The organism is Paraburkholderia phytofirmans (assembly GCF_046028095.1).
GTDB lineage: Bacteria > Pseudomonadota > Gammaproteobacteria > Burkholderiales > Burkholderiaceae > Paraburkholderia > Paraburkholderia phytofirmans_A.
The window spans coordinates 354072-380543 of sequence record NZ_JAQQDJ010000003.1 but is presented as its reverse complement, the minus strand read 5'-3'; the positions used below and the strand labels follow the sequence as shown (position 1 = coordinate 380543).

Below are 26472 nucleotides of genomic sequence, written 5' to 3'. Positions count from 1 at the left end.
CGGAAGCCACCTCACGCAGCCCCGATGCAAGCGACGGCGTCTTCCGGCTTATTTCCGCTGCGCCTTGCCTCTCTCCGCCTGCGCCAACGTCTGCGCGGGCTTCGCGTCGAGTTCATGCTCGATGCCATCGGCGCCCACCGGCGCGCGATGCAGCACCAGCGCCCGCTCCCGCTGCAGCAACGGCACATTCGGCGATTCCTGCCAGTCCGGATCGGGGATCTCGCCGAACACCTGGCGCAGCCGCTCGCCCCACGTCCGGTGAATCATCTCGAAGTACGCGTTGTCGTGATCGATCGAGACGAAGCGCGTAACGCGCAGCGTGTCCTTCTGGTAGACGAGCAGATCGAGCGGCAAGCCGACCGACAGATTCGAGCGCAGCGTCGAGTCCATGGAAATCAGCGCGCATTTGGCGGCTTCGTCGAGCGGGGTGGACGGCGTCAACACGCGGTCGATGATCGGCTTGCCGTACTTGGCCTCGCCGATCTGAAAATACGGATTCACCGCCGACGCCTCGATGAAATTGCCCGCCGCGTAGATCATGAACAGGCGCGGACGGTTGCCCGCGATCTGCCCGCCGAGAATGAAGCTGCAATTGAAGTCGACGCCGAATTCCTGCAAGGCCTCCGCCTCGCGCTGATGCACGGACCGCACCGCGCGGCCGATCACACGGGCCGCGTCGGCCATGGTCGGCGCGCTCCAGAGCGTGGGCAGGGAAGGATCCGTGGGCTCGGACAGTTCGTGCAACACCGCTTGGGTCAGCGACAGATTGCCGGCGCCCAGCAGCGTGAGCATGCGCTCGCCCGGTTGCTCGAACACCGACATCTTGCGTGCGGTGCTGATGTGATCGACGCCCGCATTGGTGCGCGTGTCCGAGAGGAACACGAGACCGTCGTCGACGGACATCGCGACACAGTAAGTCATAAGAAAAGTTACCCGCAAAAAACAACTGAACGGCGCTATTGTAATGCGGCGCGCATGCGCCTCTATTCCGTTATATCCCGTTTATCGGCCGTTGCGGGCCTATTCTGAATGGCGATATGAGGGCTGGCGCTCACTGGCCGCTCCAGAGCCCTCTCCGTAAGCCGCCCTCGTTGCGCCTTTACTGCGACTGTTGCCCGCTAACCGTAACGGACACTTTGAGCTGTTCTTCCAGCCCGCCGATGCGCCGGCCACGCACCGGCGCCGCCGCTTCATAGTCGCGCGCGACGGCGAGGCGGCAGTAGAGTTCGCTGGCAAACGCCGCATGTGTGACGTCGATGGAAATCCAGCCCTTGCCTTCCACCCATACGTCGACCCATGCATGGCTCGCGCCGTGCGTCACCTCGCCGGGTTCGATGTAGCCGCTCACGTAGCGCGCCGGGATGCCGCGCGCGCGGCAGCACGCGAGCATCAGATGCGCGTGATCCTGGCACACACCGTTGCCGAGCTCGAGCGCCTGGGCGGCCGTGCTGGTGACTTCGGTAATGCCCGTGTTGTACTTCACACGCTGCACGATCTGTTCGGCTAGCACGATCAGATTCGCCGAGCTGGTCAAGCTCGGCACCGATTCGGCCAGTTCACGGACCGCCGCATCGGCCTCGGTCAGCCGCGTCGAGCAGGTGAAATGCTCGAGCGGAATCGGGCCGACGGCGTCGGGCAAATGGCCGTCGATCAGCGGAATCGTGTCCACTTCACCCGCCACGTGCAGACGAATCTCGCTATGCGGCTTGTTGATCACCAGCGTGTGCAGCACGTTGCCGTAAGCGTCGAAGGTTGCGTCGAGCTTGCCCGGCGCGTCGATGCTCCAGCGCCGCACGACCTGCGAGGCGCCGCTCGCCGGCGTCAGACGCAGTTGCTGGATCGAATAATGGACAGTCGCTTCGTAGCGATAGGACGTGTCGTGGCGGATCGTCAGGTACATAAAGAAACTCCGTCAGGCGACTGGCAACATCAGATAGGTACGCGCAACCAGATTGCCCAGCTCGAACACGCGAGCGAGGAACTGTGTCAGATAGGCGTGCAGGCCGGCTTCGAAAATCTGCCGGATGTCGGAGTACACGAGTTCGGCGCGCAGCTTGCCGGCGAACCGTTCGCACTGGTTCGAGCCCGACGTGCGCAGCATAGCCAGATTCACGCAGACGCCTTCGAGCGACGCCAGCAGCGAACGCGGCATCTGCTGATTCAGGATCATCAGTTCGACCACGCGCGCCGGCGTGACGACATCGCGATACACCTTGCGATAGATCTCCAGCGCCGACACCGAGCTCAGGATCGAAGTCCAGTAATAGAAGTCTTCGAGCTGGCGCGCGGCGTCGCGTGAATTCGGTTCGACGTCGGCAAAGCGCACGTCGAGAATCCGCGCGGTGTTGTCGGCGCGTTCGAGGAAAGTGCCGAGCTGCGTGAAGAAGAACGCGTCGTCCTGCAGCGCGGTGCCGATCGTCACGCCGCGCGACAGATGCGAGCGGAACTTGACCCATTCGAACAGTGCGCCCGGATTGCTCGCGGCCTGCCCCGCCGAGGCGCGCTCGTTGAATTCGAGCCACGTATCGTTGATGGTTTCCCACCACTCGGTCGTCAACGTGCCGCGCACGGCGCGGGCGTTTTCGCGCGCGGCCTGCAGACACGAATGGATACTCGACGGATTGGTCGCGTCGGCCACCATGAAATCGAGCACGTTTTCGCGAGTCGGTTCGTCGTAGCGCTGCGCAAAGGCAGTTTCGAGTTCGGAGATGCGCAGCACCGAGCGTTGCGCGCGCGCCTCCTGGTCGGGCGTCTGCGGCAACAGCAACGCCTTCAGGTTGATATCGAGCATGCGGGCGGTGTTCTCCGCGCGCTCCATGTAGCGGGCCATCCAGAAAAGGTGATCGGCGGTTCGGCTTAGCATGACGGCGTTCCGTATCTGATGACGCGAGGCCTCGTCGAGGTAAAAGGCCCGCGCTGGTTATCCGTGTGCGCCGGCGGCGCGCGTGTTGGGTATCACGTGCTGCCCGGCGCGTTGGGTTGCAGGCGCGGTTGCGTGAAGCTTGTGCGACCGCATCGGCAACCGCGTCAGTCGACCATCCACGTATCTTTGGTCCCGCCTCCCTGCGACGAATTGACGACGAGCGAGCCCTCCTGCAACGCCACGCGCGTGAGTCCGCCGGCGACCATCGTGACGGTCTTGCCGGACAGCACGAACGGACGCAAGTCGATATGGCGCGGCGCGATGCCGGCTTCGACGAAGGTCGGACATGCGGAGAGCGCGAGCGTGGGCTGCGCGATGTACCCCGCCGGACGCGCGATCAGACGCTCACGGAACGACTCGATTTCGGCTTTCGTCGAAGCCGGGCCGACGAGCATGCCGTAGCCACCCGCACCGTGCACTTCCTTGACGACCAGTTCCGGCAGATGCGCGAGCGTGTAGGCCAGATCGTCCGGCTTGCGGCACTGGAACGTGGGCACGTTATTGAGGATCGGCTTCTCGCCGAGGTAAAACTCGATCATTTCCGGCACGTACGGGTAGATCGATTTGTCGTCGGCGATGCCGGTGCCCATCGCGTTCGCGAGCGCCACGCGGCCCGCGCGATACGCGGTCAGGAGACCCGGCACGCCGAGCGCCGAGTCGTTACGGAAGGCGAGCGGGTCGAGAAAGTCGTCGTCGACGCGGCGGTAGATCACGTCGACGCGCTTCGGCCCTTGCGTGGTGCGCATGAACACATAGTTGTCGTCGACGAACAGGTCCTTGCCTTCCACCAGTTCCACGCCCATCTGCTGCGCAAGGAACGTATGCTCGAAATACGCGGAGTTGTACATGCCCGGCGTGAGCACCACCACGACCGGATCGTCGACGCCTTCGGGCGCGACCGAGCGCAGCGTATCGAGCAACAGATCGGGATAATGCGCGACCGGCGCAATGCGGTTCTGCACGAACAGCTCGGGGAAAAGCCGCATCATCATCTTGCGGTTTTCGAGCATGTAGGAGACGCCCGAGGGCACCCGCAGGTTGTCTTCGAGCACGTAGAACTCGCCCTCGTCGCCCGCTCGCACCACGTCGACGCCGGCGATATGCGCGTAAACACCGAGCGGCACATTCACGCCTTGCATCTCAGGCCGGTATTGCGCGTTGGTGTAGACCTGCTCGGCCGGCACGATGCCGGCGCGCACGATATTGCGGTCGTGATAGACGTCGTGGATGAACAGATTGAGTGCCTGCACGCGCTGGCGCAAACCGGCCTCCAGGGTCTGCCATTCACCGCGCGGGATGATGCGCGGAATCAGGTCGAATGGGATCAACCGCTCGGTGCCGGACAGGTCGCCGTTCACCGCGAAGGTGATGCCGACCCGGCGAAACAGCAGGTCGGCTTCCGCACGCTTGCGTGCGATCGCCTCGTTGCCCTGCTTCACCAGCCACCGCTCAAAGCGCGCGTAGTGTGGCCGCACGGCATCGTCATGATGACGCATCTCGTCATAGCATCGCATGTCACGCCCCGCTCTTGTTGTCGGATAGAAGGCGAATGCGCTGCGCATTCGGTGTTCGACAATCGATCAAGCAAGCGCTATGCCATTGAGCTTTCCACGTACTAAACCGCTTGCATGCACGCGAATAGCGCATCCCGGCCGGCATGGCTTCGCTGCCATCGTACTGCGGCGGCCCATGATGCGCTAGTACAGTGCATGCGCGGCACCGCGGTGCATCGGCAGATGCAGGCCATACGAGGCGCCCGGCCAAATCGCACTACGCTACGAACGCGCATAAAAAATCCCCGTGGATTTGCACCCACGGGGATTCAGACAACGTGTACTGCGGATCGTCCCAAGGGAATGCCCCTCGGGTCGTCTCACGCGTCAACCATTGTTAAAACAGCGGCGACGCGTGAAGCGCGATCAGCCTGCAGCAGCGTCTTTCAGCTTCTTCAGCGGACGTGCCTTGATGCGCACGCTAGCCGGCTTGGCCGGGAACCAACGCTCTTCGCCCGAGAACGGGTCTTTGCCGAAGCGCTTCTTCTTCGCCGGGACAGCTTGCACGACGATCTTCAGAAGACCCGACAGCGTGAATTCGCCAGCGCCCTTCTTGTGCACGGCGCCGAGGATCGTGTCTTCGAGCGCGGCCAGAACAGCCTTGGCGGTCTTCGGTTCCACAGCAGCGCGTTCAGCGACGTGTGCAGCCAGCGAGGCCTTCGTGAAGGTGTCCTTGATCGGCGACGGAGCGCTGGACGCCTTCACGGCGACCTTCTTAGCTGCGACGGCCTTCTTCGCAGGAACTTTCTTTGCAGCAACCTTCTTGGTCGGTACCGGGGCAGCAGCCTTCTTGGCCACCTTTTTTGCGGAAGTCGGCATGTTTCTCCTACCTGTTGTGGTCAGTGAATTGCACGAAGCGCACACCGTATGTGCACGCTTCAACGCCGGATTCTACAAGCGCTAATGCGATTTGCGCGACTCTTTTATGTATAACAGCGAAGGTTTGTTGCGCGGCGCAGACTGCTCAACACATTTTGATGCTTGTTTTAGCGGGTAAACGTGCGTTGAGGGGTCTGGCAACACGAACACGTAACGTACGTTACAAGTCATTTCGATGCATGAATAACGGCACTTTCTGAGCCTGGCGATCGCCGGCGGATCACTCGGTGATCGCAAAGAACACTTCATGGCTCGCTCGCCATGCACTTTCACGCGGCGGAAAAAACACGCCCCCTGCAGCGAAAAACGCTGCAGGGGGATGCCAATCTCGCCCTGCGACAGAAAATCGCGGGCGGCACTCAAAACACTTTTACTGCCGGCTGACGTGTTGGAGATCGTGTCGCGTTGCTTCACGCGAGTCCGATACTCGTTCTCGTCGCGGGCCTATTGCGTGAGCCGCGGCAGAATGCCGGCGAGCTTGGTGAGCGCGGCATCGATGTGCTCGACCGCAATATTGCCGTAGCCGAACATCAGGCCCGGCTGCGGCTTCGCGCGCACATAAAACGGCGCGAGTCCATACAAGCCGATCGATGCTTCACGCGCCGCGCTCACCACCGCTTCTTCCGTCAGCGGCGCTTTGAGACGCGCCGCCATGTGAATGCCGGCCGTCGGCACGATCGGTTCGAACCAGGGCGCGAGACCGCCATGAAGATGATCGAGCAGCATCGCGCGGCGCGCCGCGTAGGTCTTGTGCATGCGCCGCAGATGCTTGGCGAATTCGCCGTTGAGCATGAACGACGCGAGCGCCGTTTGCGTGAGCGTGCAGCCGTGCCAGTCGCCGATCTGGCGCGCCTTGATGAGCGGACTGTAGAGCGAAGCCGGCGGCACTACATAGCCGACGCGCAGTTCCGGAAAGATCGTCTTCGAAAACGTGCCGACGTAGGCAACGAGTCCGGCGCGGTCGAGACTCTTCAGCGGCTCCATCGGCCGTCCTTCGAAACGGTACTCGCAGTCGTAGTCGTCCTCGATGATCACCGCACCGCGCTTCTGCGCCCATTCGAGCAACTCGACGCGGCGCTCGAGGCTCATCGGCATGCCGAGCGGAAACTGATGCGAAGGCGTCACGTAGACGAGCCGCGCCTTGTCCGGCAGCTTGCTGACGATCAGGCCTTCCGCATCCACCGGCACCGGCACCACGCGCGCGCCGGTCGCCTTCAGGCACGCATGCGCCGGTATATAAGCGGGGTCCTCGATCGCCGCGACTTCGCCGGCGCGCAAGGTGATACGCGCCAGCAGATCGAGCGCGTGCTGCGCGCCTTGCGTGACGATCACGTCTTCCCAGTTGCTCGCCACCGCGCGATTGAAGGCCAGGTAGCGCGAGATCGCGAGGCGCAGCTCCTGCTCGCCAGGCGTGTCGCGATAGATGCCGGGACCGCGCGCCTGCGCACGCAACGCGTGGTTCACGCAGCGGCGCCAGACGTCGAAGGGGAACAGCGTCTTGTCGGTCGCGCCGCCGACGAAGTCTTGCGGCGACGCCACCGAAGGCTTCGGCAGGGGCAAGCTCTCGGGCATCTCGTCCCACAGCGGCTGCGCGCGCGCCGCAGCTTTCGCCTTGGCCCGCTCGCGCGACGACTCCGCGGCCCGCGCATGCGCGGAGCGCTCCACCGGCAGACGCTCCAGACCGTCGGCGACGAAGGTGCCCGAGCCGCCGCGCGCGCTCAGATAGCCTTCGGAGAGCAGCCGCTCGAACACGTCGAGCGTGGTCTTGCGCGACACGCCCAGTTGCGTGGCGAGGTCGCGCGTGGACGGCAGACGCGTGCCGCCCGCGAGGCGTCCTTCGAGAATGCCCGCGCGCAACTGGCGATAGATCTGGCCAGATAGATCGTGATGACCTTCGACCGCGATATGGATTTCCATCCGGGTGGCTACCTTGAGTGTCTGGGAAACGGTTCGCTGGAAAGACCAACGGCAACCGTTAGCTTACCTCCGGCGGTTCTATCCGATGGACACTTTGGACACTTGAGCCGGCGCGGCGCTTGCAGATGCAAAAATGGCGCGCCTTGCGTTGCGAGGCGCGCCATTACTTTTCTACCGGCGCACTTCATGGCGTGCGCCGCATTCGTCAACCAGAGCGTGATTACTCCACCACCGCCCCATTCAACGCTGCCGTTTGCCGCGCGCTCTCACGCGCCTCGTCGCTGCAACGCTGATGTTCGCGCGAGAGCTTGCGCATCAACGGCAGCAACAGAACCGCCACCAGCGCGCCCACCGCCGCGAGCCAGCCGAGGCCGGTAAACAACTTGGTATACAGCGGCAACGATTCCAGCGGATCCATATCGCCCGCCGGCATCTGTGCAAAATTCGCCACCACGCTGCCCAGATATTGCGACACGCCGGTCGCCACGAAGTAAGCGCCCATCATGAAACCGCTCATGCGCGCCGGCACGTAGCGCGCGATCATCGCGAGCCCCAGGCCGCTCACCAGCAATTCGCCGAGTGAATACAGACCGTAGCCGCCCACCATGAACCACGACGACACGCGTCCGTTCACCGCGTAGCTGCCGCTCGCCGCATAGACGAAGAAGCCGGCCGCAACCACCGCGAAGCCGAACGCATACTTGACCGCCACAGGCACGTCTTTGCCGCTCTTCGCGAGCTTCGTATACAGCAGCGCGAGCAGCGGGCTCAGCAACATGATCCAGATCGGGTTGAGCGCCTGGAACTGCGCGGCGCTCCAGGTGAACCACGTCTGACCGAACAGAATGAAACGCGGATCGACGTTGCGCAGCGCGAACAGCGTGAGCGACGTCGACATCTGCACGTAGAACACGAAGAACAGGATCACCTGCGCGGTCAGGATCAGCGCGGCGACCAGCCCGGAGCGCTCCGAGCGTTCGCACTTCATCAGCATGTAGCCGAAGATCGCGAGAATCGCGACGCCCGCCGTGTACACGCAGGCCACCGCGATCGCCTTGTGCTGGAGCACGAACATGGTCGCCGCGCCGAGCGCGAGGCCGCCCAGCGCCACCGCGCCGACGCGCTTCCAGCGCACCGGTTCGGCGTCCGGCGCGGAGCCGATATGCGCGAGCGTGCGGAACATGATGAAGTAGTTCAGCACCGACAACAGCATCCCCGCGCAGCAGACTGCAAAAGCCGTATGCCAGCCCCAATGGTCCTTGATCCACGGCGTGGCGAGCATCGACACCGTCGAGCCGATGTTGACCGCCATGTAGTAGATCGTAAACGCGCTGTCGATACGCGCGTCGTCGCCTTCATAGATACGGCGCACGAGATTCGCGGCGTTGGCCTTGAACAGACCGTTGCCGACCACGATCACGCCGAGCGACGCATACATATAGGCGAGCTGGTCATTGGGCAGCGCCAGCATGAAATAGCCCACGGACAGCACGCCGGCGCCGAAGATCATCGTGCGCCGCGCGCCGAGAATCTTGTCGCCGATCCAGCCGCCGATCGACGGCGACGCGTACACCAGCGCCGTGAATGCGCCCCACGTGAGCGTGGCGTGGCTGTCGGTGAACTGCAGCTTGTCGATCATGAACAGCACGAGCAGCGCGGCCATGCCGTAATAGCCGAAGCGTTCCCACATCTCGATCAGAAAGACCGTCGAAAACGAACGGGTCTGCGAGACGCGTGCGCCCGCCGGATTGGATGAATTCATCATGTACCTCTTGTTCAAACGGTTGCGGCATCGCGCGAACTGGCCGCGCGGCGCGTGAAACGGAATCTGGAAAGACAGTCGGCGAAGCGTGCGCCCTCACGCGGATGCAACAGCCGCACAGACGCAGCGCGTGGGCGCGCTCATCCGCGCGCTAGAGCGCCAAACCAGCAGATAAACCAGGGGATGGGATCGAGGACCGCCTCGCGAAACGCTCCGCAGCGAGTCCCCTTGGGGGACGCTGCGCCACACCGGGCTCGGACTCCGGCATGCGGAGCGGGCTCAATGATAAAGCATCGTGACGAACGGGGATTTCGAGGGCGGCACAGAGCGGCGTTGCCACGCGGCGGCAGGCGGCAAGCCCGCGGCGGAGAAAATCGGCAGTGATGGTCATGTCCTTGCGCCGGCTGCCGTTCGGTTGGAACGTGCCGGACAGTGCTCCGCCGCGCAGGATCGCTGCGGGCGAATTGATAAACAGCGGCCGGATGCGCGCGTGGTGGTGTCCACATACGCGCCCGTCCGCAAGCGGGCCTGATTCTGCAAACAGAAAGATCCCAAGTCACTCAGGGAATCCACTGAGTCCGCGGCGATTACATGCCATTACACCCATGTGTTTTCGCCGAATCGGCGCGTGTCGTCGGAAATAGTCTTTGGTGTCATACGCTTAATCGTCCGGATACTCATATTGCATAACCGCGCGTATCAGCATGCATACTGCAGTCGTTACTCCGATTGTTCGTCGTTTCGGGAAATAAACGGCCGTTTTGGCCGGGGTTAGTTTCGATTCTGGCAACATAGAGTGCTGTCTCGAAATGTGGTCACTCGCAACCACCTGGGGCTGAAAAGACCTGCAGTCCCGCCCAGGACCGCAATCAAACCATATTTACTTATATCAAACAAATTTTGACGGGCTAATTTCCTCCTGCTATGGTCACGACAATTCAAAAAAGCAATCCGGCACTAGAAATCGGCAGCAAGATCCGCGCTCTGCGCCAACGGCTCAAGCGCACGCTGGATGACACGGCAACCGCGGCGGGTATTTCCAAGCCGTTTTTGTCGCAAGTCGAGCGCGGGCTGGCGTCACCGTCCATCACATCGTTGGCCGGAATCGCCCACGCACTCGGGGTCACGGTGCAGTATTTCGTCGACACACCCAGCGAGGAACGCTGTGTGAGCCGGGGCGATCAGTTGAAGTTTTTCGGTTTTGCGGACTCGGCCAATCTGTTTGCGCGGCTGACCAACCTGACGGGCGGCCGTCAGCTCGAGGCGATCCTGGTGAGGATGCCGCCCGGGCAGAAACGCTCCGAAGTCACCACGCATGCCGGGGAAGAGTTTGTTTATGTGATCGACGGCGAAGTGTCGTTGACGCTGGAAGGCAAGACGTTCGTGTTGCACGCGGGAGACAGCGCGCATTACGAATCGACGGTGCCGCACAGCTGGGTGAACACCGCGCGCATCGAGTCGGTGGTCGTCTGGGTGGGCACACCGAGACTGTTCTAAAGAGCAGGCACCTTATCCGGTTGAGCCGGCGAGGGATTGCCTGCATTACGCAATGTAAGGAATCCTGCATGTCGCGCTACCATCACGAGCAACAAGGGCCGCCCTGGCCCGGGCAACGCAGCTAAACCGGCGCCCCGGCGCCAGCGCGTTTCTCTCTCGACCTTTCCTGCGATCTCAACCGATGAAAACCCCGTTCGTCTACACGACGGCGCTGGCCGCGCTCGTCCTCACGTTTGCCCCTTCCGCTTTCGCCGTCACGGTGCCGCCCGGCGTCACGCTCGCCGCCAGCCAGGAGATGACCCGCCAGGTGCCGGGCGAAACCGAATCGCTCGACCCCGCGCATATCGAATCGTGGACCGGCAACACGATCGGGCTCGACCTGTTCGAAGGCCTGACGCGCATGGACGCGAGCGGCGCGATCGTGCCGGGCGTTGCCGAGTCGTGGTCGCGTAGCGGACCGACTACGTGGGTTTTCAAGCTGCGCCACGACGCGCGCTGGAGCAACGGCCAGCCGGTCACGGCCGCCGACTTCGTCTACTCGTGGCAACGCGTGCTCGATCCGAAGACGGGTTCGAAATACACCGTGCTGGTCGAATTCGTGAAGAACGCCAAGGCGATTCTCGCCGGCAAGGCGCCGCTTTCGAGCCTCGGCGTGCGCGCCGTCGATCCGTACACGCTCGAAGTCACGACCGAAGTGCCCGCCACGTTCTTCCCGCAGCTCACGGCCATGGCGACGATGACGCCGGTCAACCGCGCGGTCGTGACGAAGTTCGGCGGCGACTGGACCCGTCCGGGCAACTTTGTGGGCAACGGTCCGTATGCGCTGACCGACTGGCAGCCGAGCAACCGTCTCGTGGCCACGAAAAGCCCGACCTACTGGAACAACAGCAAAGTCGTGATCACGAAAGTGACCTACCTGCCGATCGAAAACGACGAAACGGCCATGCGCATGTACCAGGCCGGCCAGTTCGACTACACGTATTCGATTCCGTCAGGCGTCTACGCACAGGTGAGCAAGCAGTTCGGCCCCGAGCTGAAAACCGGGCTGCAGATCGCCACGTACTACTACAGCCTGAATAACGACGACCCGGCCTTCAAGGACAAGCGCGTACGCCAGGCCCTCGCGATGGTGCTCGACCGCGACCTGCTGACCAAACGTTTGACAGCCGACGGCGAAGTGCCGATGTACGGCCTGATCGCCAAGGGCACCGAAGGTTCGGGCGTCTTCACGCCGGAGTGGGCGAACTGGCCGATGCCTAAACGCATCGACTACGCGCGCAACCTGCTGAAGACCGCGGGCTATTCGGACGCCAAGCCGCTGACGTTCACGCTCACCTACAACACCAACGACCTGCATAAGAAAGTCGCGCTGTTCGCCACCTCGGAATGGCGCACCAAGCTCGGCGTCACGGCAAAGCTCGAAAACGTCGAATACAAGGTGCTGCTCAAGCAACGCCACGACGGCAAGGTGCAGGCCTCGCGCGACGGCTGGTTCGTCGACTACAACGATGCCAACTCGTTCTTCGATCTGATCCGCTGCAACAGCGTGCAGAACGACCAGCACTACTGCAACCCGCAAGTGGACAAGCTGATCGATGAAGGCAACCAGCAGCTCGACGACGCGAAGCGCACCGCGCTGTTCACGCAGGCGCACGATCTGGCCATGGACGACTACCCGTTGGTATCGCTCTTCCAGTATTCGGCCGACCGGCTGGTCAAGTCGTACGTAGGCGGCTACAAGCCGACCAACTACCTCGACATGCGCGCCACGCAAGACATGTATCTGACCAAGCACTAAACGCGGGGAGCACCGTCATGCTGGCCTATACGCTGCGCCGCACGCTCTGGGCGATCCCGACGATTCTCGCCGTGATCACCGCGTGCTATCTGCTGCTGCATCTCACTCCGGGCGGCCCGTTCGACACCGAGAAGCAACTCTCGGCGGCCGTGCTGGCGAACCTGAACGCCAAGTATCACCTCGACGAACCGTTGTGGCTGCAGTACCTCCACTACCTCGGCTCGTTGCTGCACGGCGACCTCGGGCCGTCGTTCCGCTATGCCGACTGGTCGGTCAACGACCTGGTGTGGAAGGCGCTGCCGGTCAGTCTCGGCGTGGGCGGCGTGTCGGTGCCGATCGCGCTCGTGATCGGCGTCGCGCTCGGGACGGTGGCCGCGGTGCGGCGCGACCGCTTCGTCGATCACTTCGTGATGGTGCTCGGCAATCTCGGCAACGTGGTGCCGCCCTTCGTGCTGGGCCCGGTGCTGGTGTGGATCTTCGCGATCCTGCTGAAAACCTCCGAGGGACACGGCTGGCTGCCGGCCGGCGGCTGGGGCGAAGGCGAATGGCGCTATCGCGTGCTGCCCATCGTGCTGCTCACCATCATCAACGTCGCCGCCATTGCCCGCGTGATGCGCGGCAGCATGATCGAAGTGCTGTCGGGCAACTTCATCCGCACGGCGCGCGCCAAGGGTTTGCCGGGCCGCACGATCGTCTTGCGCCACGCAATGAAGCCCGCGCTGATGCCGGTGGTCTCGCTGCTCGGCTCGATCTGCATTTCGTCGATCACCGCGGCGGTGGTCACCGAATCGGTGTTTGCGCTGCCGGGCCTCGGCCAATTAGTGGTCAACGGTGCGATCAATCGCGACTACACCCTCGTGCTCGGCCTCGTCGTGCTGACGACCGCGGTCGCCGTGCTGTTCAATCTGCTGGTCGACCTCGCGTATGCGTGGCTCGATCCGCGCATCCGGTACTGATCCATGCCCCGCTCAATTCAACCGACCGTCGCGGCGCTCGATCCGCTCGCGGCCATCGCCAGGGCGCCGCGTTCACGCGGCCCGCTCGCCACCGCCGCGTGGCGCTTCGTGCGCAACCGCGCCGCATTCGCCGGCTTCGTTGTGCTGATGCTGATCGTGATCGCCTGCGTGGCCGGTCCGTGGTTCCTGCCGAACAATCCGATCGATAGCGACTGGAGCGCGATCAGCCTGCCGCCCACGCTGCAAAACATGCACTGGTTCGGCACCGACGAACTCGGCCGCGATCTGCTCGCGCGCACGCTGCAGGGCGGGCGCGTGTCGCTCGAAGTCGGTCTGCTCGGCACGCTGGTGTCGGGGCTGATCGGTGTCGCGTACGGCGCGACAGCGGGATATCTGGGCGGACGCGTCGACGCGGTGATGATGCGCATCGTCGACATGATGTACGCGATTCCCTACATGCTGATCGCCATCCTGATGATGACCATGTTCGGCCGCGCCTTCTATCTGGTCGTGCTCACCATCAGCGCGTTTTCATGGCTCGACATGGCGCGCGTGGTGCGCGGCCAGACGCTGTCGCTGCGCTCGCGCGAATTCATCGACGCCGCGAAGGCGATCGGCGTGAGTTCGCGTTCGATCATCGCGCGTCACATCGTGCCGAATCTGTTCGGCGTGGTCGTCGTGTATGCGAGCGTGACGGTGCCGAACATCGTGCTGACGGAATCGGTGCTGTCGTTTCTCGGCCTCGGCGTGCAGGAGCCGATGACGAGCTGGGGCGTACTGATTCAGGACGGCGCGCAAAAGCTCGAATCGATGCCCTGGCTGCTGCTGTGCCCGGCCGTGATGCTATGCGTTACGCTGTATTGCGTGAATTTCGTCGGCGATGGTTTGCGCGACGCATTCGATCCGAAGGACCGCTGACATGCCGCTACTCGAAGTCAAAGACCTCAGCGTGCGCTTTACGCGCCGCGAAGGCGCACCCGTCGACGCGGTGCAAGGCGTGTCGTTTTCGCTGGAACCGGGCCGCACGCTCGGCATTGTCGGCGAATCGGGCTCCGGCAAGAGTCAGACCGTGATGGCTTTGCTGGGCCTTCTGGCCGGCAACGGCAAGGTGTCCGGCAGCGCGAGCTATCGCGGCGAAAACCTGCTGACCATGAACGAAGCGGCGCTGAACAAAATTCGCGGCGACCGCATCGGCATGATCTTCCAGGACCCGATGACCTCGCTCAACCCGTTCCTGACGATCGAACGGCAGATGACCGAGACGCTGCAACTGCATCGCAAGATGTCGCGTCGCGAAGCGCGCCGCCGCGCGATCGAAACGCTGGAATCGGTGCGCATTCCCGATGCCGCGCGCCGCATCGGCATGTATCCGCACGAGTTTTCCGGCGGCATGCGCCAGCGCGTGATGATCGCGATGGCGCTGCTCTCCGAGCCCGAAATCCTGATCGCCGACGAACCCACCACCGCGCTCGACGTGACCGTGCAGGCGCAGATCATCGAGCTGCTGCGCGAACTGAATCGCGAACGCGGCACGGCGATCATTCTGATCACGCACGACATGGGCGTCGTGGCCGGTCTGTGCGACGACGTGATGGTGATGTACGCCGGCCAGACCGTCGAGCAGGCGAGCGCCGCCGCGCTGTTCGCCGCGCCGACGCATCCGTACACGCTCGGCCTGCTGAACGCGCTGCCGCGTCTCACCGACGATGACGACGACCGTCCATTGCAAACCATTCCGGGCAATCCACCGCTGCCCGGCGAAGTCGGCGCGGGCTGCGCATTCGCGCCACGCTGCGGCTATTGCACCGATCGTTGCCGTGAATCGCGGCCACCGCTTGCCGCCTCCGCTGATCACGTCGACGCGCTGCGCGCGTGCCATCGCCCGGTGGGTGAAATTCTCGAGGCACAACACGTATGAACACCACTCCGCTTGCAAATCAGGACGCGACAACGTTGTTGCGCGTCGACAATCTCAAGGTGCAATTCGGCGTACCGCGCGGCGGCTTTCCGTGGTCCGGCAAGGCGACGCTGCGCGCGGTGGACGGCGTGTCGTTCAACGTGCGGCGTGGCGAAACCGTGGGGCTCGTCGGTGAATCGGGTTGCGGCAAGTCGACGCTTGCGCGCGCGATCATCGGACTCGCGCCGGTGGCGAGCGGCAGTGTGCGCTGGCTCGGCGACGAAACCGTGCTGCCGGGCGCGCGCCGCGATACCTCGCGTTTGCGCCGCGACGTGCAGATGATTTTCCAGGACCCGCTCGCCTCACTCGATCCGCGCATGACGATCGAACAGATCGTTGCCGAACCGTTGATGACGCACGGCCAGGATATCGCCCGTGCCGATGTACAGCGGCGCGTGCTGACCATGCTCGAACGTGTCGGCCTCAACGCGCAGCATCTGCGCCGTTATCCGCACGAGTTTTCCGGCGGCCAGTGTCAGCGCGTCGGCATTGCGCGCGCGCTGATCGGCGAGCCGCAACTGGTGATCTGCGACGAGCCGGTGTCCGCGCTCGACGTGTCGATCCAGGCGCAGATCGTCAACCTGCTGCGCGATCTGCAACGCGAACTGTCGCTCTCGCTGCTGTTCGTCGCGCACGATCTGGCCGTCGTCAAAGCGATCAGCCACCGCGTGCTGGTGATGTATCTGGGTCGTGTGATGGAATTCGGCGACAAGCGCGAGGTGTACGGCACGCCGCGCCATCCGTACACGCGGGCGTTGCTCTTGGCCGTGCCGGTGCCCGATCCGGTGGTGGAGCGCGCGCGCCGTCATCTGCTGTTGCGCGGCGAGATTGCCTCGCCGCTCAATCCTCCTTCCGGCTGCGCATTTCGCACGCGCTGCCCGGATGCAATCGACGCCTGTGCCCGGGAGATTCCGCAACCCGTCACGCACGGCGCGAGGGCGACACGGGTCGCGTGTATTCGCGTGGAAGACACCGTGAGCTAAGTGCCGCTGGCGCACCGCCGGCACACAGAAGAACCTGAGAAATTAGAACCGTATTCCCGGCGCGGCGGGCCGTCGCGCCGTTGGATTCGTTCGTCCTGCCAACCGCGGGACGAGCGATCAGCATGGACTGGCTAACCGCCAGCCAAAGATTCACCACAATAATCAGAGACGTACTCAATGAAAGATACCCGATCAAAAAACCGGTCAAAAAAAACCGGAGCAGCAACGTTCTTTTACTGCGCATTCACGCTTCCCGCACTGACACTAGCCGCAAACGCGTATGCCGACGACGGCGTCACGGAGCCCACCTCCGAGGCGTCTGAAACTCAAACGGCCGCGCAAACGTTGTCGTCCCCCGCGCAACTCGCGCAAACCGCGCCGACGCAGCAAAACAACTCGTCCGGCAAGCGCCGCGCTGAGCAAGGCGGCCACGTGCGTAACGACCAGCCCGACACCACCAACGCGCTCGTCAACGCCGAGGCCAGTCAGACAGTCACGCCGCCCGCGCCGCTGTCGAGCCAGGCGGCAAGCAAGGGTTTCATCGCCGACAGCCATCTGAATCTGCAGTTTCGCAACTACTCCGACTACTTCCAGGCGCCCAACACGATCTACCGTCATGCGTGGGTCCAGGGCGCGCAGGCCAACTTTGAATCCGGCTACACGCAAGGGCTGGTCGGCTTCGGCGTCGATGCATCGCTGTTCGGCGCGCTCAAGCTCGACGGCGGCAACGGCGCGGCCAACATGGTGCACGTGGGCAAGGACGGCGGCGGTTCGCAACAGCTCGCGTGGGCGTATCCCGGCATGTACGACATCAAGGGACGCATTTCGGAAACGGTCGTGAAGTACGGTTTGCAGGACGTAACCAACCCGTTCCTCGAACCGCACGACAACCGCGCGTTGCCGCCGACCTTCCTCGGCGTCTCGATGGTCAGCAACGATCTCGCGCACACTGAGCTTCAAGCCGGCAGCTTCACCAAAGTCGACGCGCGCGGCCACACCAATCTGACCAATCTCGCCACCTCGTACGGCGGCACGCGGATCGATCGCCTGACTTACGTGGGCGGCACGTGGCACTACGCGAAGAACGGCGAGATGGCGCTGTACGTCGATCAGGCCGACGATGTCTGGCGTCAGTACTATGGTTCTGTCGCTCAGTCGTTCGGCGATCCGACCACCATCAAGTGGAGCGGTCTTGCCAACATCTACTCGACGCACGACACCGGCGCGTCGCGTCAGGGGCACATCAACAGCAATGCGTACAGCGTGTCGGTCTCCGCGCAGCACGGCCCGCATGCGCTGCTGCTCGGCTACCAGCAGGTGCTCGGCGACCAGTTCTTCGACTACGTCAACGAGACCAACGGCATCTACCTGACCAACTCGATGGACGTGGACTACAACGCGCCGCACGAGCAGTCGCTGCAATTGCGCTATACGTTCGACGGCAAATACGCCGGCGTGCCGGGCCTCAAGGCGATGTTCTGGGGGCAATACGGCTGGGGCGCGGATGCGTCGGCGGGTGCGGCGGAGAATGCCTCGCCTTCGGCGCCGCTGCATGATCTGTACTGGAAGAACGGCGAGCCGGTTCATGGCCATCATCACGAGTTCGGTTTCATTCCGAGCTACACGCTGCAAAGCGGGCGCTTCAAGGATACGAAGGTCACGTTCATTGCGATGTGGCACAACAGCCAGTATCACTACTCGGATGGCAACAACATGGAATACCGGCTGGTCGTGAATGTGCCGGTGAAGGTGTTCTAAGCGCTCCCAGGCGATTCGACAGGCGGCGCGGCTTGCGCGCTGCCTCGTCATCGCGCATGCGCTCAGCCGGTGATCCGTTCAGTGGTCATCGCGCGAGACAAGCCGTGCATCGGGCGGCGCAACGCGACATCGAACGGATTGGTTTGCGGGCCGATCGCATCGGCCTGCCGGCGCAGCAATTCGACCACCATCGGCAGACGATCGTCGCCGAGACGCGCGGCCAGCGTGCCGACGCTCAACGCCGCCACCGCCACTCCCGCGCGGTCCAGAATCGGCACCGCCACGCCCGCCATGCCGTCGAGCACGCCGCTATTGCGCCCCGCATACCCCAACTGGCGCACGCGTTCGATCTCGGTGCGCAAATACACTTCGTCGAGCACGCCGTAGCCGCGAATGCGCGGCACGTTGAAGCGGATGATCTCCTCGCGCTCCGCCTCGGGCAGAAACGCCAGAATCGCCAGACTGCCCTGCCCGACTCCCAAAGCGACACGCCCGCCGATATCGCCGGTGAACGAGCGGATCGGGAACGGCCCTTCGCAGATGTCGAGGCACACCGCGTCGAAACTGCTTTTGACGAGCAGAAAGATCGTGTCGCCGAGACTCGCGCACAGACGCAATAACGCGGGGCGGCACAGCGTGCGCATGCCGCTCGGATTGCCCGCCTGCGCCGCGAGCGCGAAGAAATCCACACTCAGCCGGTACAGCTTGGAGCTTTCGTCCTGTTCGACGATGCCCTCCGCGATCAACGCATGCAGGATGCGATGCACGGTGCCCTGCGTGAGCCCGACCGCTTTCGCGAGACGCGTGACGCGTCCGCCGTCCGGCTGCGCTTCTGACAATGCGCGGATTACCGCGAACGCGCGCTCCAGCATGCCGGGGCCGGGGGCGCTGCCTGTCTCTGCGATGTCGGCGTCGGTATCTCGTTTGGCGGCAGGTTTCATTTCAATGGCTTCAAATTATTTCACTGGTCGGAACACTATAAAGCGTTTTATCCGCTAGCGGAATCTCCGCGACTTTCCGGCGCGGCAGCGTTGCGCCGATGATTCATAGGGATTTTCCGGAGAGCATGCAGCGGAACACCTACCAGCACTTCAGGCAAATATATTCCGATCATCGGAATTTTTTAAAATCTTATATCGTTAAACGGAATTTGAAATTGACTGACGGTAATTTGGCTAGCTAGAGTCGGCGTCATCGAGGCAGTAGTCGATTGAACCGGTGTCGAACCATCCAAAGGCCAGATCATGTCGTTCCTCACACTCACGGACGTAACGAAGTCGTTCGGCGATCTGCAGGCAGTCGCCGACGTGGACCTGTCGGTGGAAAAAGGCGAGTTCGTTTCGTTGCTCGGGCCGTCCGGCTGCGGCAAGACCACTACGTTGCAGATGATCGCGGGCTTCGTCGAGACGACGCGCGGACGCATCACGCTCGACGGCCGCGACATCACGCACATGAAACCGAACAGGCGCGGCCTCGGCATCGTGTTCCAGAGCTACGCGCTGTTTCCGCACATGAGCGTCGCCGACAACGTCGGCTTCGGGCTGGAGATGCGCAATATCGACAAGGCCGAGCGCAAGGAGCGTATTCGCGAAGCGCTCGCGCTGGTGCGACTCGATGCGCTCGCGCATCGCTTTCCGCGTGAACTCTCCGGCGGTCAGCGTCAGCGGGTGGCGATTGCCCGCGCCATCGTGATCGCGCCGCCGGTGCTGCTGCTCGACGAACCGATGTCCAATCTCGACGCCAAGCTGCGCGAAGACATGCAGTTCGAACTGCGCGGCATTCAACGCAAGATCGGCACGACCACCATCATGGTGACGCACGATCAATCCGAAGCGCTGTCGATCAGCGATCGCGTGGTGGTGATGGAAGCGGGCCGCATCACGCAGATCGACACGCCGTACGAAGCGTACGAGCGCCCGGAAAATCGCTTCGTCTCGCAGTTCATCGGCAAGGCCAATATGCTGCCGGGCACCGTGGTGGCGCGCGACGGCGACGCGATCCGCATCGACCTGGGTCACGATCTCGCCGAGACAGGACACACGGCGCAGTTGCCGGCGCGCGAGCGCGTGGTCGGTGTCGGCGACGCAGTGACCTTGTGCATCCGTCCGGAAAAACTGCGCCTGTGCGCACCGAACGCGGGACGTGTGCCGGCCACCGTGACGAGCCGCTTCTTCCTCGGCAGTCAGTGGCTTTATCGGCTGGACAGCCGGCTCGGCGAAGTGCTGGTGTGCTGCCAGAACGAAGGCACGGAACCGCTGCCCGAAGGCGCGACGGTCGGCGTCGACTGGAACAGCGAGGCGATCCGCTTCATTCAACGGGACGCGCATCATGGCTAGTACGCTGCCCGCCACCGACAATCCCGACATGAAATCCGGTAACGCCCGCCGCGCACCCTGGCATGCGTTTTTGCCGCTCTGGCTGATGTGCGCGCCGGCCTTTCTGTTGTTCGTAGCGCTCGTGCTGGTGCCGCTTCTAATGACACTGGTGCTGACCTTCTATCGCTTCGATCCCGCCAGCGGGCCGATCGCCGCGTTCCAGTTCGGCAATTACGCGGAAGTGCTGAGCTCGTCGTATTACCACACCATCTTTCTGCGCACCTTCGGCATTGCGTTTCTGGTGACGCTGCTGTGCATCGTGATCGGCACGCCTGAAGCGTACGTGCTGTCGCGCATGCGCGATCCGTATCGCTCGATGTTCCTGCTGGTGATTCTCGCGCCGCTGCTCGTTTCAGTGGTAGTGAGGGCGTTTGGCTGGAGCATGCTGCTCAACACCAACGGACTCGTGAACCAGGCATTCGGGCTGTTCGGACTCGGGCCGTACAAGCTCGAGTACACCACCTTCGCGATCGTCATCGCACTCGTGCACGTGATGCTGCCGTTCATGGTGATTCCGGTGTGGACCGCGTTGCAGAAGCTCGACCCGCAAACGGAAAACGCCGCGCTTTCGCTGATGGCGTCGCCCGCCACCACGCTGCGCCGCATCGTCCTGCCGCAACTGACGCCGGGCATTCTGTCGGGCAGCCTGATGGTGTTCGGTCTGTCGGCGAGCGCCTTTGCGATTCCCGGCCTGCTCGGCGGACGACGCCTGAAAGTTGCGGCCACCGCCGTCTACGACGAATTCCTCGGCTCGCTGAACTGGCCGCTCGGCGCGACCATCGCGCTTCTGCTGCTGGTCGCGAATCTGATCGTGATGCTCACGTACTACCGTGTTCTGGAACGCAAGTACACCAGAAGCCTCGGTTAATTCATCGGCCCTCTCATCGGCACATTCAGTGAAAACATCATGAGAAAAAACGGCCCCATCGCGCTGATCTTCCACACGCTCGTGATCGCGTTCGTGCTCGCGCCGCTCGTGATCGTCGTGCTGGTCGCCTTCACGCCCGACGAAACGCTCACGTTGCCCACGCACGGCGTCTCGCTGCGCTGGTTCCGCGCGATCCTCAATTACCCGGATTTCATCGGCGCGTTTTTCAATAGCCTGAAACTGGCGTTCGCTTCGGCGACGCTGTCGCTGATCGTGGCGCTGCCCGCCGCGCTCGCCATCGGCCGCGCGCGCTTTCCCGGCCGCAGCTTTCTCAATGGCCTGTTGCTGTCGCCGCTCGTGATTCCCGGCCTCGTACTCGGCATCGCGCTGCTGCGCTTCTTCGCGCTGATCGGCGCGACCGGTTCGTTCGCGTGGCTCACGCTCGCGCACATGATCATCATCACGCCGTTCGTGATGCGGCTCGTGCTGGCTTCGGTGAGCGGCCTGGACCGCAGCATCGAGCATGCCGCGCACTCGCTCGGCGCCGACCCATGGACCACGTTTCGCCGCATCACCTTCCCGATGATTTTGCCGGGCATTACCGGCGGCTGGCTGCTGGCCTTCATCAACAGCTTCGACGAACTGACCATGTCGATCTTCGTCACCTCGCCGCAAACCGTCACGCTGCCTGTGCGCATGTACATGTACGCGACCGAATCGATCGATCCGATGATGGCGTCCGTCTCCGCGCTAGTGATCTTCATTACCGGCGGCGCGATGCTGCTGCTCGACCGCGTGTATGGTCTGAACCGCATTCTGATCGGCCAGCACTGATGTCTTCTTCCGACCACGCTCTCATGCCGTCCACTTTGCAGTCCACTCAAGCTGCCGCATCGCAGTTCATCCGTTTGGCGGAAACGCGGCGCGAACCGTTGCACTTCTTTATCGACGGCCGGCAAGTCGCCGCACTGCAAGGCGATACGCTGCTGACCGCTGTGCTCATGCAACAACGCCGCGTGCGCGAAAGCGAATTCAGCGGCGCGCCGCGCGCGGGCTTCTGTCTGATCGGCGCATGCCAGGACTGCTGGATGCGCACCGAAGACGGCAAACGTGTGCGCGCATGCTCGACGCTCGTGACCGAAGGCATGCGCGTGCTCACTCGGCTCGTTGCTGTGGAAAGCAGTGCTGGCGCTGCGGGTGAAACCGGAGACGCCCGATGAGCGACGAACGCCGCATCGTAATCGTCGGCGCCGGGCCCGCGGGCGTACGCGCTGCCGAGACGCTGGCAGCGGCTGGCGTGAAGCCGATCGTGATCGATGAAAACGCGCGCTGGGGCGGTCAGATTTATCGGCAACCGCCGGCGAACGGCGGCTTCGAGCGCTCGAAGAAAACGCTCTACGGTTTTGAAGCGCATAAGGCCGAAGCCTTGCATTCGACAATGGCCGCGCTTCTGCCTCATCTCGACTATCGCCCCGACTCGCTCGCGTGGGCCTGCGAAGCGGGCCGCCTCGATACCTTGCACGCGGGACGCGAGCTGCGCGTGCCGTTCTCGCATCTGATCATCGCCAGCGGCGCGACTGACCGCGTGCTGCCGGTGCCCGGCTGGACCTTGCCTGGCGTCTACACGCTCGGCGCGGCCCAGGTCGCGCTGAAGGCGCAAGGCTGCGCGATCGGCCGACGCGTCGTGCTGGCCGGCACCGGACCGCTGCTATATCTCGTGGCGTATCAGTACGTGAAAGCCGGCGCGCAAGTCATGGCCGTGCTCGACACGAGTCCGTTCTCGCGGCAGATCGCCGCGGCGCCGAAACTCGCGCGTCTGCCGTCCACTTTCGCCAAAGGTCTGTACTACGTCGGCTGGCTGAAAGCGCATGGCGTGCGGATCGAGCGTGATGTGACGCTGGTGGGGATTCGCGGCGTGGATGGAGTGCAAGCGCTCGAATGGCGCGCGTCGCGTGAAGGCTCGCCGACCGAAACCATTGCATGCGACGCGGTCGGCGTGAGCTTCGGCCTCAAACCCGAAACGCAGCTCGCCGATCTCGCGGGCTGCCGCTTCCGTTTCGACGCGACCAACCGATGCTGGCTGCCTGAAGTGGACGCAGCAGGCCGCAGTTCCGTGCGCGGCCTTTATCTCGCAGGCGACGGCGCGGGCATCGCCGGTGCGGACGCCGCCGAACTGGCCGGCCGCCGCGCCGCGCTCGCCTTGCTCGACGATCTCGGCATCGCGCATCCGCGTAGCCCGGGCATGTCCGACGCGGCATCGATCGAGCGCAGTCTGAAACGTATCGCTGTGTTTCGCGAGGGCATCGAAACAGCCTTCGCGCCGCCGGCCAGATGCGCGGCGCAATGGCCCGACGACATGACCGTGTGCCGCTGCGAAGAAATCGACGCGGGTACGTTGCGACGCTGCATCCGCGGCGGCGAAGCGAATGAGATCAACCGGCTGAAGGCGCTCACGCGCGTCGGCATGGGCCGCTGCCAGGGGCGCATGTGCGGCGAAGCCGCGCTGACCCTGCTCGCCGAGGAAACCGGCAAGCCGCTCGACGCAGTGGGCCGCTTGCGCAGCCAGCCGCCCGTCAAACCCATTCCGCTCGCGCCGGAAATGTACGCCGACGACCTCGCCGAAATTCCCGCGGAGGCGCGCGATGAGTAACACGCTGCATTACGACGTCGCGATTGCGGGCGGCGGCCTGGTCGGTTCATCGGCCGCATTGGCGCTCGCGAAGCGCGGCTTGCGCGTCGGCCTTTTCGAGCGGCGCTATTGCGGCGCGCAGGCGAGCGGCGTGAATTACGGCGGCGTGCGCTGCCAGGGCCGGCCGGTCGAACAGATGCCGCTCGCCGTCCGCGCACGGCGTATCTGGGACCGCTTGCCGGAGTTGATCGGCATCGACGGCGAGTTCACGATGTCGGGACATTTGCGCCTCGCTCGCAGCGAAAGCGATCTCGCCGCGCTGCAAATGTGGGCCGACATGGCGCGCGACTATGGACTGCACGCGCAACTGGTCAGCGGCGCGGCCTTCCGCCAGCGCTACCCGTGGCTCGGACCGGCGGCCGTGGGCGGCTCGCTGTGCGCGACGGACGGTCATGCGAACCCGCGGCTGGTGTCGCCCGCCTTCGCGCGCGCCGCGCGAGCTGCTGGTGCGGATGTGCGCGAACAAACCGAACTCAGCGACATTCATCACGACAGCACGCGCTTTCAACTGCGCGCCGGCGACACGCGCATCAGCGCCGACTGGCTCATCAATTCGGCGGGCGCGTGGGCGAATACGGTGGCGGGTTACTTCGGCGAGACCGCGCCGATGAAACCGATCTACCCGAACATGTGGGTCACCGAACCGCTGCCGCTTTTCATCACGCACAACCTGGGCGTGTATGGCGGCGGCATCTACGCGCGGCAAGTGGCGCGCGGCAATTGTGTGATCGGCGGCGGACGCGGACATGGCGACGGCGAATATGGCCAGCCGTCGACGGACACCACGCGCGCCGTGATGCGCGACGCGTGCGCGCTGCTGCCGGCCTTGCGCGAGGCGCTGCTGATCCGCACGTGGAGCGGCGTGGAAGGCGAGACGCCCGACAGCAATCCGATCATCGGTGCGAGCCGTAGCGTGCCGCGTCTGTTGCATGCATTCGGTTTTTCAGGCGGCGGCTTCCTGCTCGCGCCGGGCGTCGGCGAAGTGCTCGCCGATCTCGTCGTCGACGGCGCCACCGCCACGCCACTCGACGCTTTTTCGATTGGCCGTTTTGCTGCTGTCGCGACCTCGCCGGTCGTTTAAGTTTTCGTTTAGTGAACCTCAGGAGCCCCTCAATGAAACTGTTCAAGACGCTCGCGGCGCTGGCCGCAATGTGCGCATTCGGCGCGGCCGCGCCCGCCTGGTCGCAGACCAAGACGATCTACATCGGCATGAACGGCGGCCCGATGGAGAAGGCCTATACGAGCCAGGTGTTGCCCGACTTCGAGAAAGCAAACAATGTGAAGGTGGTCGTGGTGCCGGGCACGTCGTCGGACATTCTCGCCAAGCTGCTCGCCAACAAGGCCAGCCCGCAGATTCACGTGGTATTTCTCGACGACGGCGTAATGGCACGCGCGGTCAGCATGGGCGTGTGCAAGAAGCTCGACGACGCGCCCGTGCTCAAGGAACTCTATCCGTTCGCGCGCATGAAGGACGACATGGGCGCGGGCGTGCAACTCGGCATGACCGGCATCGCGTACAACAAGAAGCTGTTCGCTGAAAAAGGCTGGGCGCCGCCGACCTCATGGATGGATTTCGCCGATCCGAAATACAAGGGCAAAGTGGTGTTCCAGTCGGCGTCGAGCAGCACCTTCGGCCTGCACGGCTTTCTCGCCATCAACCGCTTGATGGGCGGCAGCGAGCAGAACGTGGAGCCGGGCTTCACGAAATGGGCGAGCACGGTGGGGCCGAACGTGGTCGAGTACGTGCCGAATTCGGCGAAGATTTCCGAAATGGTCCAGACCGGCGAAGCGGGCCTGTTCCCGTTGACGCCGACCGCCGTGGGCGATCTGGCGGACAAGGGCATTCCGGTCGGCTATGTGAATCCGAAGGAAGGTCCGGTGCTGCTGCTGGTCGACCTGTGCGTGGTCAACAACAACCCCGATCCGCAACTGGCGCAGAAGCTCGCGCAATTCCTGCTGTCCGCGCCGGCGCAGACCAAAGCCGCAGAAGCCGGCCGCCAGATTCCCACCAACCGTCTCGCGAAGATGACGCCGCCGATGCAGCAGAGCCTCGGCAACGTCGACGATCTGGTGCGCAAGGTGACAGTAGTGGATTGGGATACGATCAACGCGCACCGCGCGCAGTGGGACACACGCTGGAACCGGCAAATCGAGCGCTAAGCGCTGACTGGTTGTGCTTTAACGAAAACGCGCGCCTTGCAACTCTGCAAGGCGCGCGTTTTTTATGCGTGAGCGTGGGTGTCGTTCTAGAAAATCACCGATATCGCCACCGCAAGCCAAATCCCTGCCACACCGGCGAGAAACAGATGCCGCGCGACGCGAATCCGAGCGTCGCTCGATTCAGGTTCGACAGGACTCGTCGCGACCCACGGCACCAGCCCGAGGCAACCAAAGGCGATCAGTGCGAACCCGAACACGAAGACATCGGCAACGTGCCACTGGGTCGGCTCATGCATACCCCAATAGCCGAGAAAGACTATGCCGATCGAGAAGATCGTTGCCGAAGCGGAACTGAGCGCGGGCACTGATCCGACTGGACTCGGCATGCTTCACCTCC

At 63.6% G+C, this 26472-nt stretch carries 24 protein-coding genes; 14 read left to right on the top strand and 10 right to left on the bottom strand.

All coding sequences use genetic code 11. The features are described from left to right. Nucleotides 1-48: 48 nt before the first annotated feature. The 8 genes from PQR54_RS10605 to PQR54_RS10570 form a co-directional block, all read right to left on the bottom strand. Complete coding sequence (locus PQR54_RS10605) at nt 49-921, bottom strand: proteasome-type protease (protein ID WP_408245330.1); 873 nt, start codon at nt 919-921, stop codon at nt 49-51. A 178-nt stretch (nt 922-1099) separates the two neighbouring features. Further along, nucleotides 1100-1900, bottom strand: a complete 801-nt coding sequence (locus PQR54_RS10600) for a transglutaminase family protein (RefSeq protein ID WP_408245329.1) — start codon at nt 1898-1900, stop codon at nt 1100-1102. A gap of 12 nt (nt 1901-1912) precedes the next feature. Continuing rightward, nucleotides 1913-2863 (bottom strand): alpha-E domain-containing protein, encoded by a 951-nt coding sequence (locus PQR54_RS10595; RefSeq protein ID WP_408245328.1) that lies wholly within the window; start codon nt 2861-2863, stop codon nt 1913-1915. Nucleotides 2864-3027: 164 nt separating this feature from the next. Further along, a complete protein-coding gene (locus PQR54_RS10590) occupies nt 3028-4437 on the bottom strand; it encodes a circularly permuted type 2 ATP-grasp protein (RefSeq protein WP_012426335.1) in 1410 nt (469 codons plus the stop codon). Nucleotides 4438-4842: 405 nt separating this feature from the next. Beyond that, a complete protein-coding gene (locus tag PQR54_RS10585) occupies nt 4843-5295 on the bottom strand; it encodes an HU family DNA-binding protein (protein WP_007177969.1) in 453 nt (150 codons plus the stop codon). Nucleotides 5296-5376: 81 nt separating this feature from the next. Beyond that, nucleotides 5377-5769 (bottom strand): hypothetical protein, encoded by a 393-nt coding sequence (locus PQR54_RS10580; protein WP_408245327.1) that lies wholly within the window; start codon nt 5767-5769, stop codon nt 5377-5379. A gap of 30 nt (nt 5770-5799) precedes the next feature. Then, entirely contained in the window at nt 5800-7272 is a 1473-nt protein-coding gene (pdxR, locus tag PQR54_RS10575; RefSeq protein ID WP_408245326.1) for a MocR-like pyridoxine biosynthesis transcription factor PdxR, read from the bottom strand. Nucleotides 7273-7492: 220 nt separating this feature from the next. Continuing rightward, nucleotides 7493-9034 carry a peptide MFS transporter gene (locus PQR54_RS10570; protein ID WP_408246047.1) on the bottom strand — a complete coding sequence of 514 codons (1542 nt, stop codon included), beginning with the start codon at nt 9032-9034 and terminating at the stop codon, nt 7493-7495. Nucleotides 9035-9958: 924 nt separating this feature from the next. Here PQR54_RS10570 and PQR54_RS10565 point away from each other — a divergent pair. The 7 genes from PQR54_RS10565 to PQR54_RS10535 all read left to right on the top strand — a co-directional run bounded on the left by PQR54_RS10565 (nt 9959) and on the right by PQR54_RS10535 (nt 17983). Continuing rightward, nucleotides 9959-10531, top strand: coding sequence for a cupin domain-containing protein (locus tag PQR54_RS10565; protein WP_012426331.1), 573 nt, complete (start codon nt 9959-9961; stop codon nt 10529-10531). A 181-nt stretch (nt 10532-10712) separates the two neighbouring features. Further along, the gene (locus PQR54_RS10560) at nt 10713-12329 is read left to right on the top strand and encodes a peptide ABC transporter substrate-binding protein (RefSeq protein ID WP_408245325.1); all 1617 of its coding nucleotides are present in this window, start codon (nt 10713-10715) and stop codon (nt 12327-12329) included. 17 nt (nt 12330-12346) lie between these two features. Then, nucleotides 12347-13285 carry an ABC transporter permease subunit gene (locus PQR54_RS10555; protein WP_012426329.1) on the top strand — a complete coding sequence of 313 codons (939 nt, stop codon included), beginning with the start codon at nt 12347-12349 and terminating at the stop codon, nt 13283-13285. Nucleotides 13286-13288: 3 nt separating this feature from the next. Further along, nucleotides 13289-14203 (top strand): ABC transporter permease, encoded by a 915-nt coding sequence (locus PQR54_RS10550; RefSeq protein ID WP_408245324.1) that lies wholly within the window; start codon nt 13289-13291, stop codon nt 14201-14203. Nucleotide 14204: 1 nt separating this feature from the next. Beyond that, on the top strand, nt 14205-15203 hold the full coding sequence (locus PQR54_RS10545) for an ABC transporter ATP-binding protein (RefSeq protein WP_408245323.1): 999 nt from the start codon (nt 14205-14207) through the stop codon (nt 15201-15203). Then, nucleotides 15200-16225 (top strand): ABC transporter ATP-binding protein, encoded by a 1026-nt coding sequence (locus tag PQR54_RS10540; protein WP_408245322.1) that lies wholly within the window; start codon nt 15200-15202, stop codon nt 16223-16225. Before PQR54_RS10545 ends, PQR54_RS10540 begins: the two co-directional genes overlap by 4 nt. A 177-nt stretch (nt 16226-16402) precedes the next feature. Further along, nucleotides 16403-17983 carry an OprD family outer membrane porin gene (locus tag PQR54_RS10535; protein WP_408245321.1) on the top strand — a complete coding sequence of 527 codons (1581 nt, stop codon included), beginning with the start codon at nt 16403-16405 and terminating at the stop codon, nt 17981-17983. 62 nt (nt 17984-18045) lie between these two features. Here the strand turns inward: PQR54_RS10535 and PQR54_RS10530 are convergent, their stop codons facing one another. Continuing rightward, nucleotides 18046-18924, bottom strand: coding sequence for an IclR family transcriptional regulator (locus PQR54_RS10530; RefSeq protein WP_408245320.1), 879 nt, complete (start codon nt 18922-18924; stop codon nt 18046-18048). A gap of 303 nt (nt 18925-19227) precedes the next feature. Here PQR54_RS10530 and PQR54_RS10525 point away from each other — a divergent pair, with 303 nt between their 5' ends. Genes PQR54_RS10525 through PQR54_RS10495 form a run of 7 tightly spaced genes read left to right on the top strand, consistent with a single transcriptional unit; the run spans nt 19228 to nt 26075 of the window. Next, nucleotides 19228-20319: an ABC transporter ATP-binding protein gene (locus tag PQR54_RS10525; RefSeq protein WP_408245319.1), complete on the top strand. Its 1092-nt coding sequence runs from the start codon at nt 19228-19230 to the stop codon at nt 20317-20319. Next, nucleotides 20312-21226 carry an ABC transporter permease gene (locus PQR54_RS10520; protein WP_408245318.1) on the top strand — a complete coding sequence of 305 codons (915 nt, stop codon included), beginning with the start codon at nt 20312-20314 and terminating at the stop codon, nt 21224-21226. The genes PQR54_RS10525 and PQR54_RS10520 overlap by 8 nt, the downstream gene beginning before the upstream one ends. A gap of 39 nt (nt 21227-21265) precedes the next feature. Continuing rightward, entirely contained in the window at nt 21266-22060 is a 795-nt protein-coding gene (locus PQR54_RS10515; RefSeq protein ID WP_408245317.1) for an ABC transporter permease, read from the top strand. After that, the gene (locus PQR54_RS10510) at nt 22060-22446 is read left to right on the top strand and encodes a (2Fe-2S)-binding protein (RefSeq protein ID WP_408245316.1); all 387 of its coding nucleotides are present in this window, start codon (nt 22060-22062) and stop codon (nt 22444-22446) included. The genes PQR54_RS10515 and PQR54_RS10510 overlap by 1 nt, the downstream gene beginning before the upstream one ends. Further along, nucleotides 22443-23876, top strand: a complete 1434-nt coding sequence (locus PQR54_RS10505; RefSeq protein ID WP_408245315.1) for an FAD/NAD(P)-dependent oxidoreductase — start codon at nt 22443-22445, stop codon at nt 23874-23876. The genes PQR54_RS10510 and PQR54_RS10505 overlap by 4 nt, the downstream gene beginning before the upstream one ends. Further along, entirely contained in the window at nt 23869-24996 is a 1128-nt protein-coding gene (locus PQR54_RS10500) for an NAD(P)/FAD-dependent oxidoreductase (protein ID WP_408245314.1), read from the top strand. Before PQR54_RS10505 ends, PQR54_RS10500 begins: the two co-directional genes overlap by 8 nt. Before the next feature lie 32 nt (nt 24997-25028). Continuing rightward, nucleotides 25029-26075 (top strand): ABC transporter substrate-binding protein, encoded by a 1047-nt coding sequence (locus PQR54_RS10495; RefSeq protein WP_408245313.1) that lies wholly within the window; start codon nt 25029-25031, stop codon nt 26073-26075. 86 nt (nt 26076-26161) lie between these two features. On the opposite strand, the gene PQR54_RS10490 is transcribed toward PQR54_RS10495, so the two are convergent. Beyond that, entirely contained in the window at nt 26162-26461 is a 300-nt protein-coding gene (locus tag PQR54_RS10490; protein WP_408245312.1) for a hypothetical protein, read from the bottom strand. Nucleotides 26462-26472 lie beyond the last annotated feature (11 nt).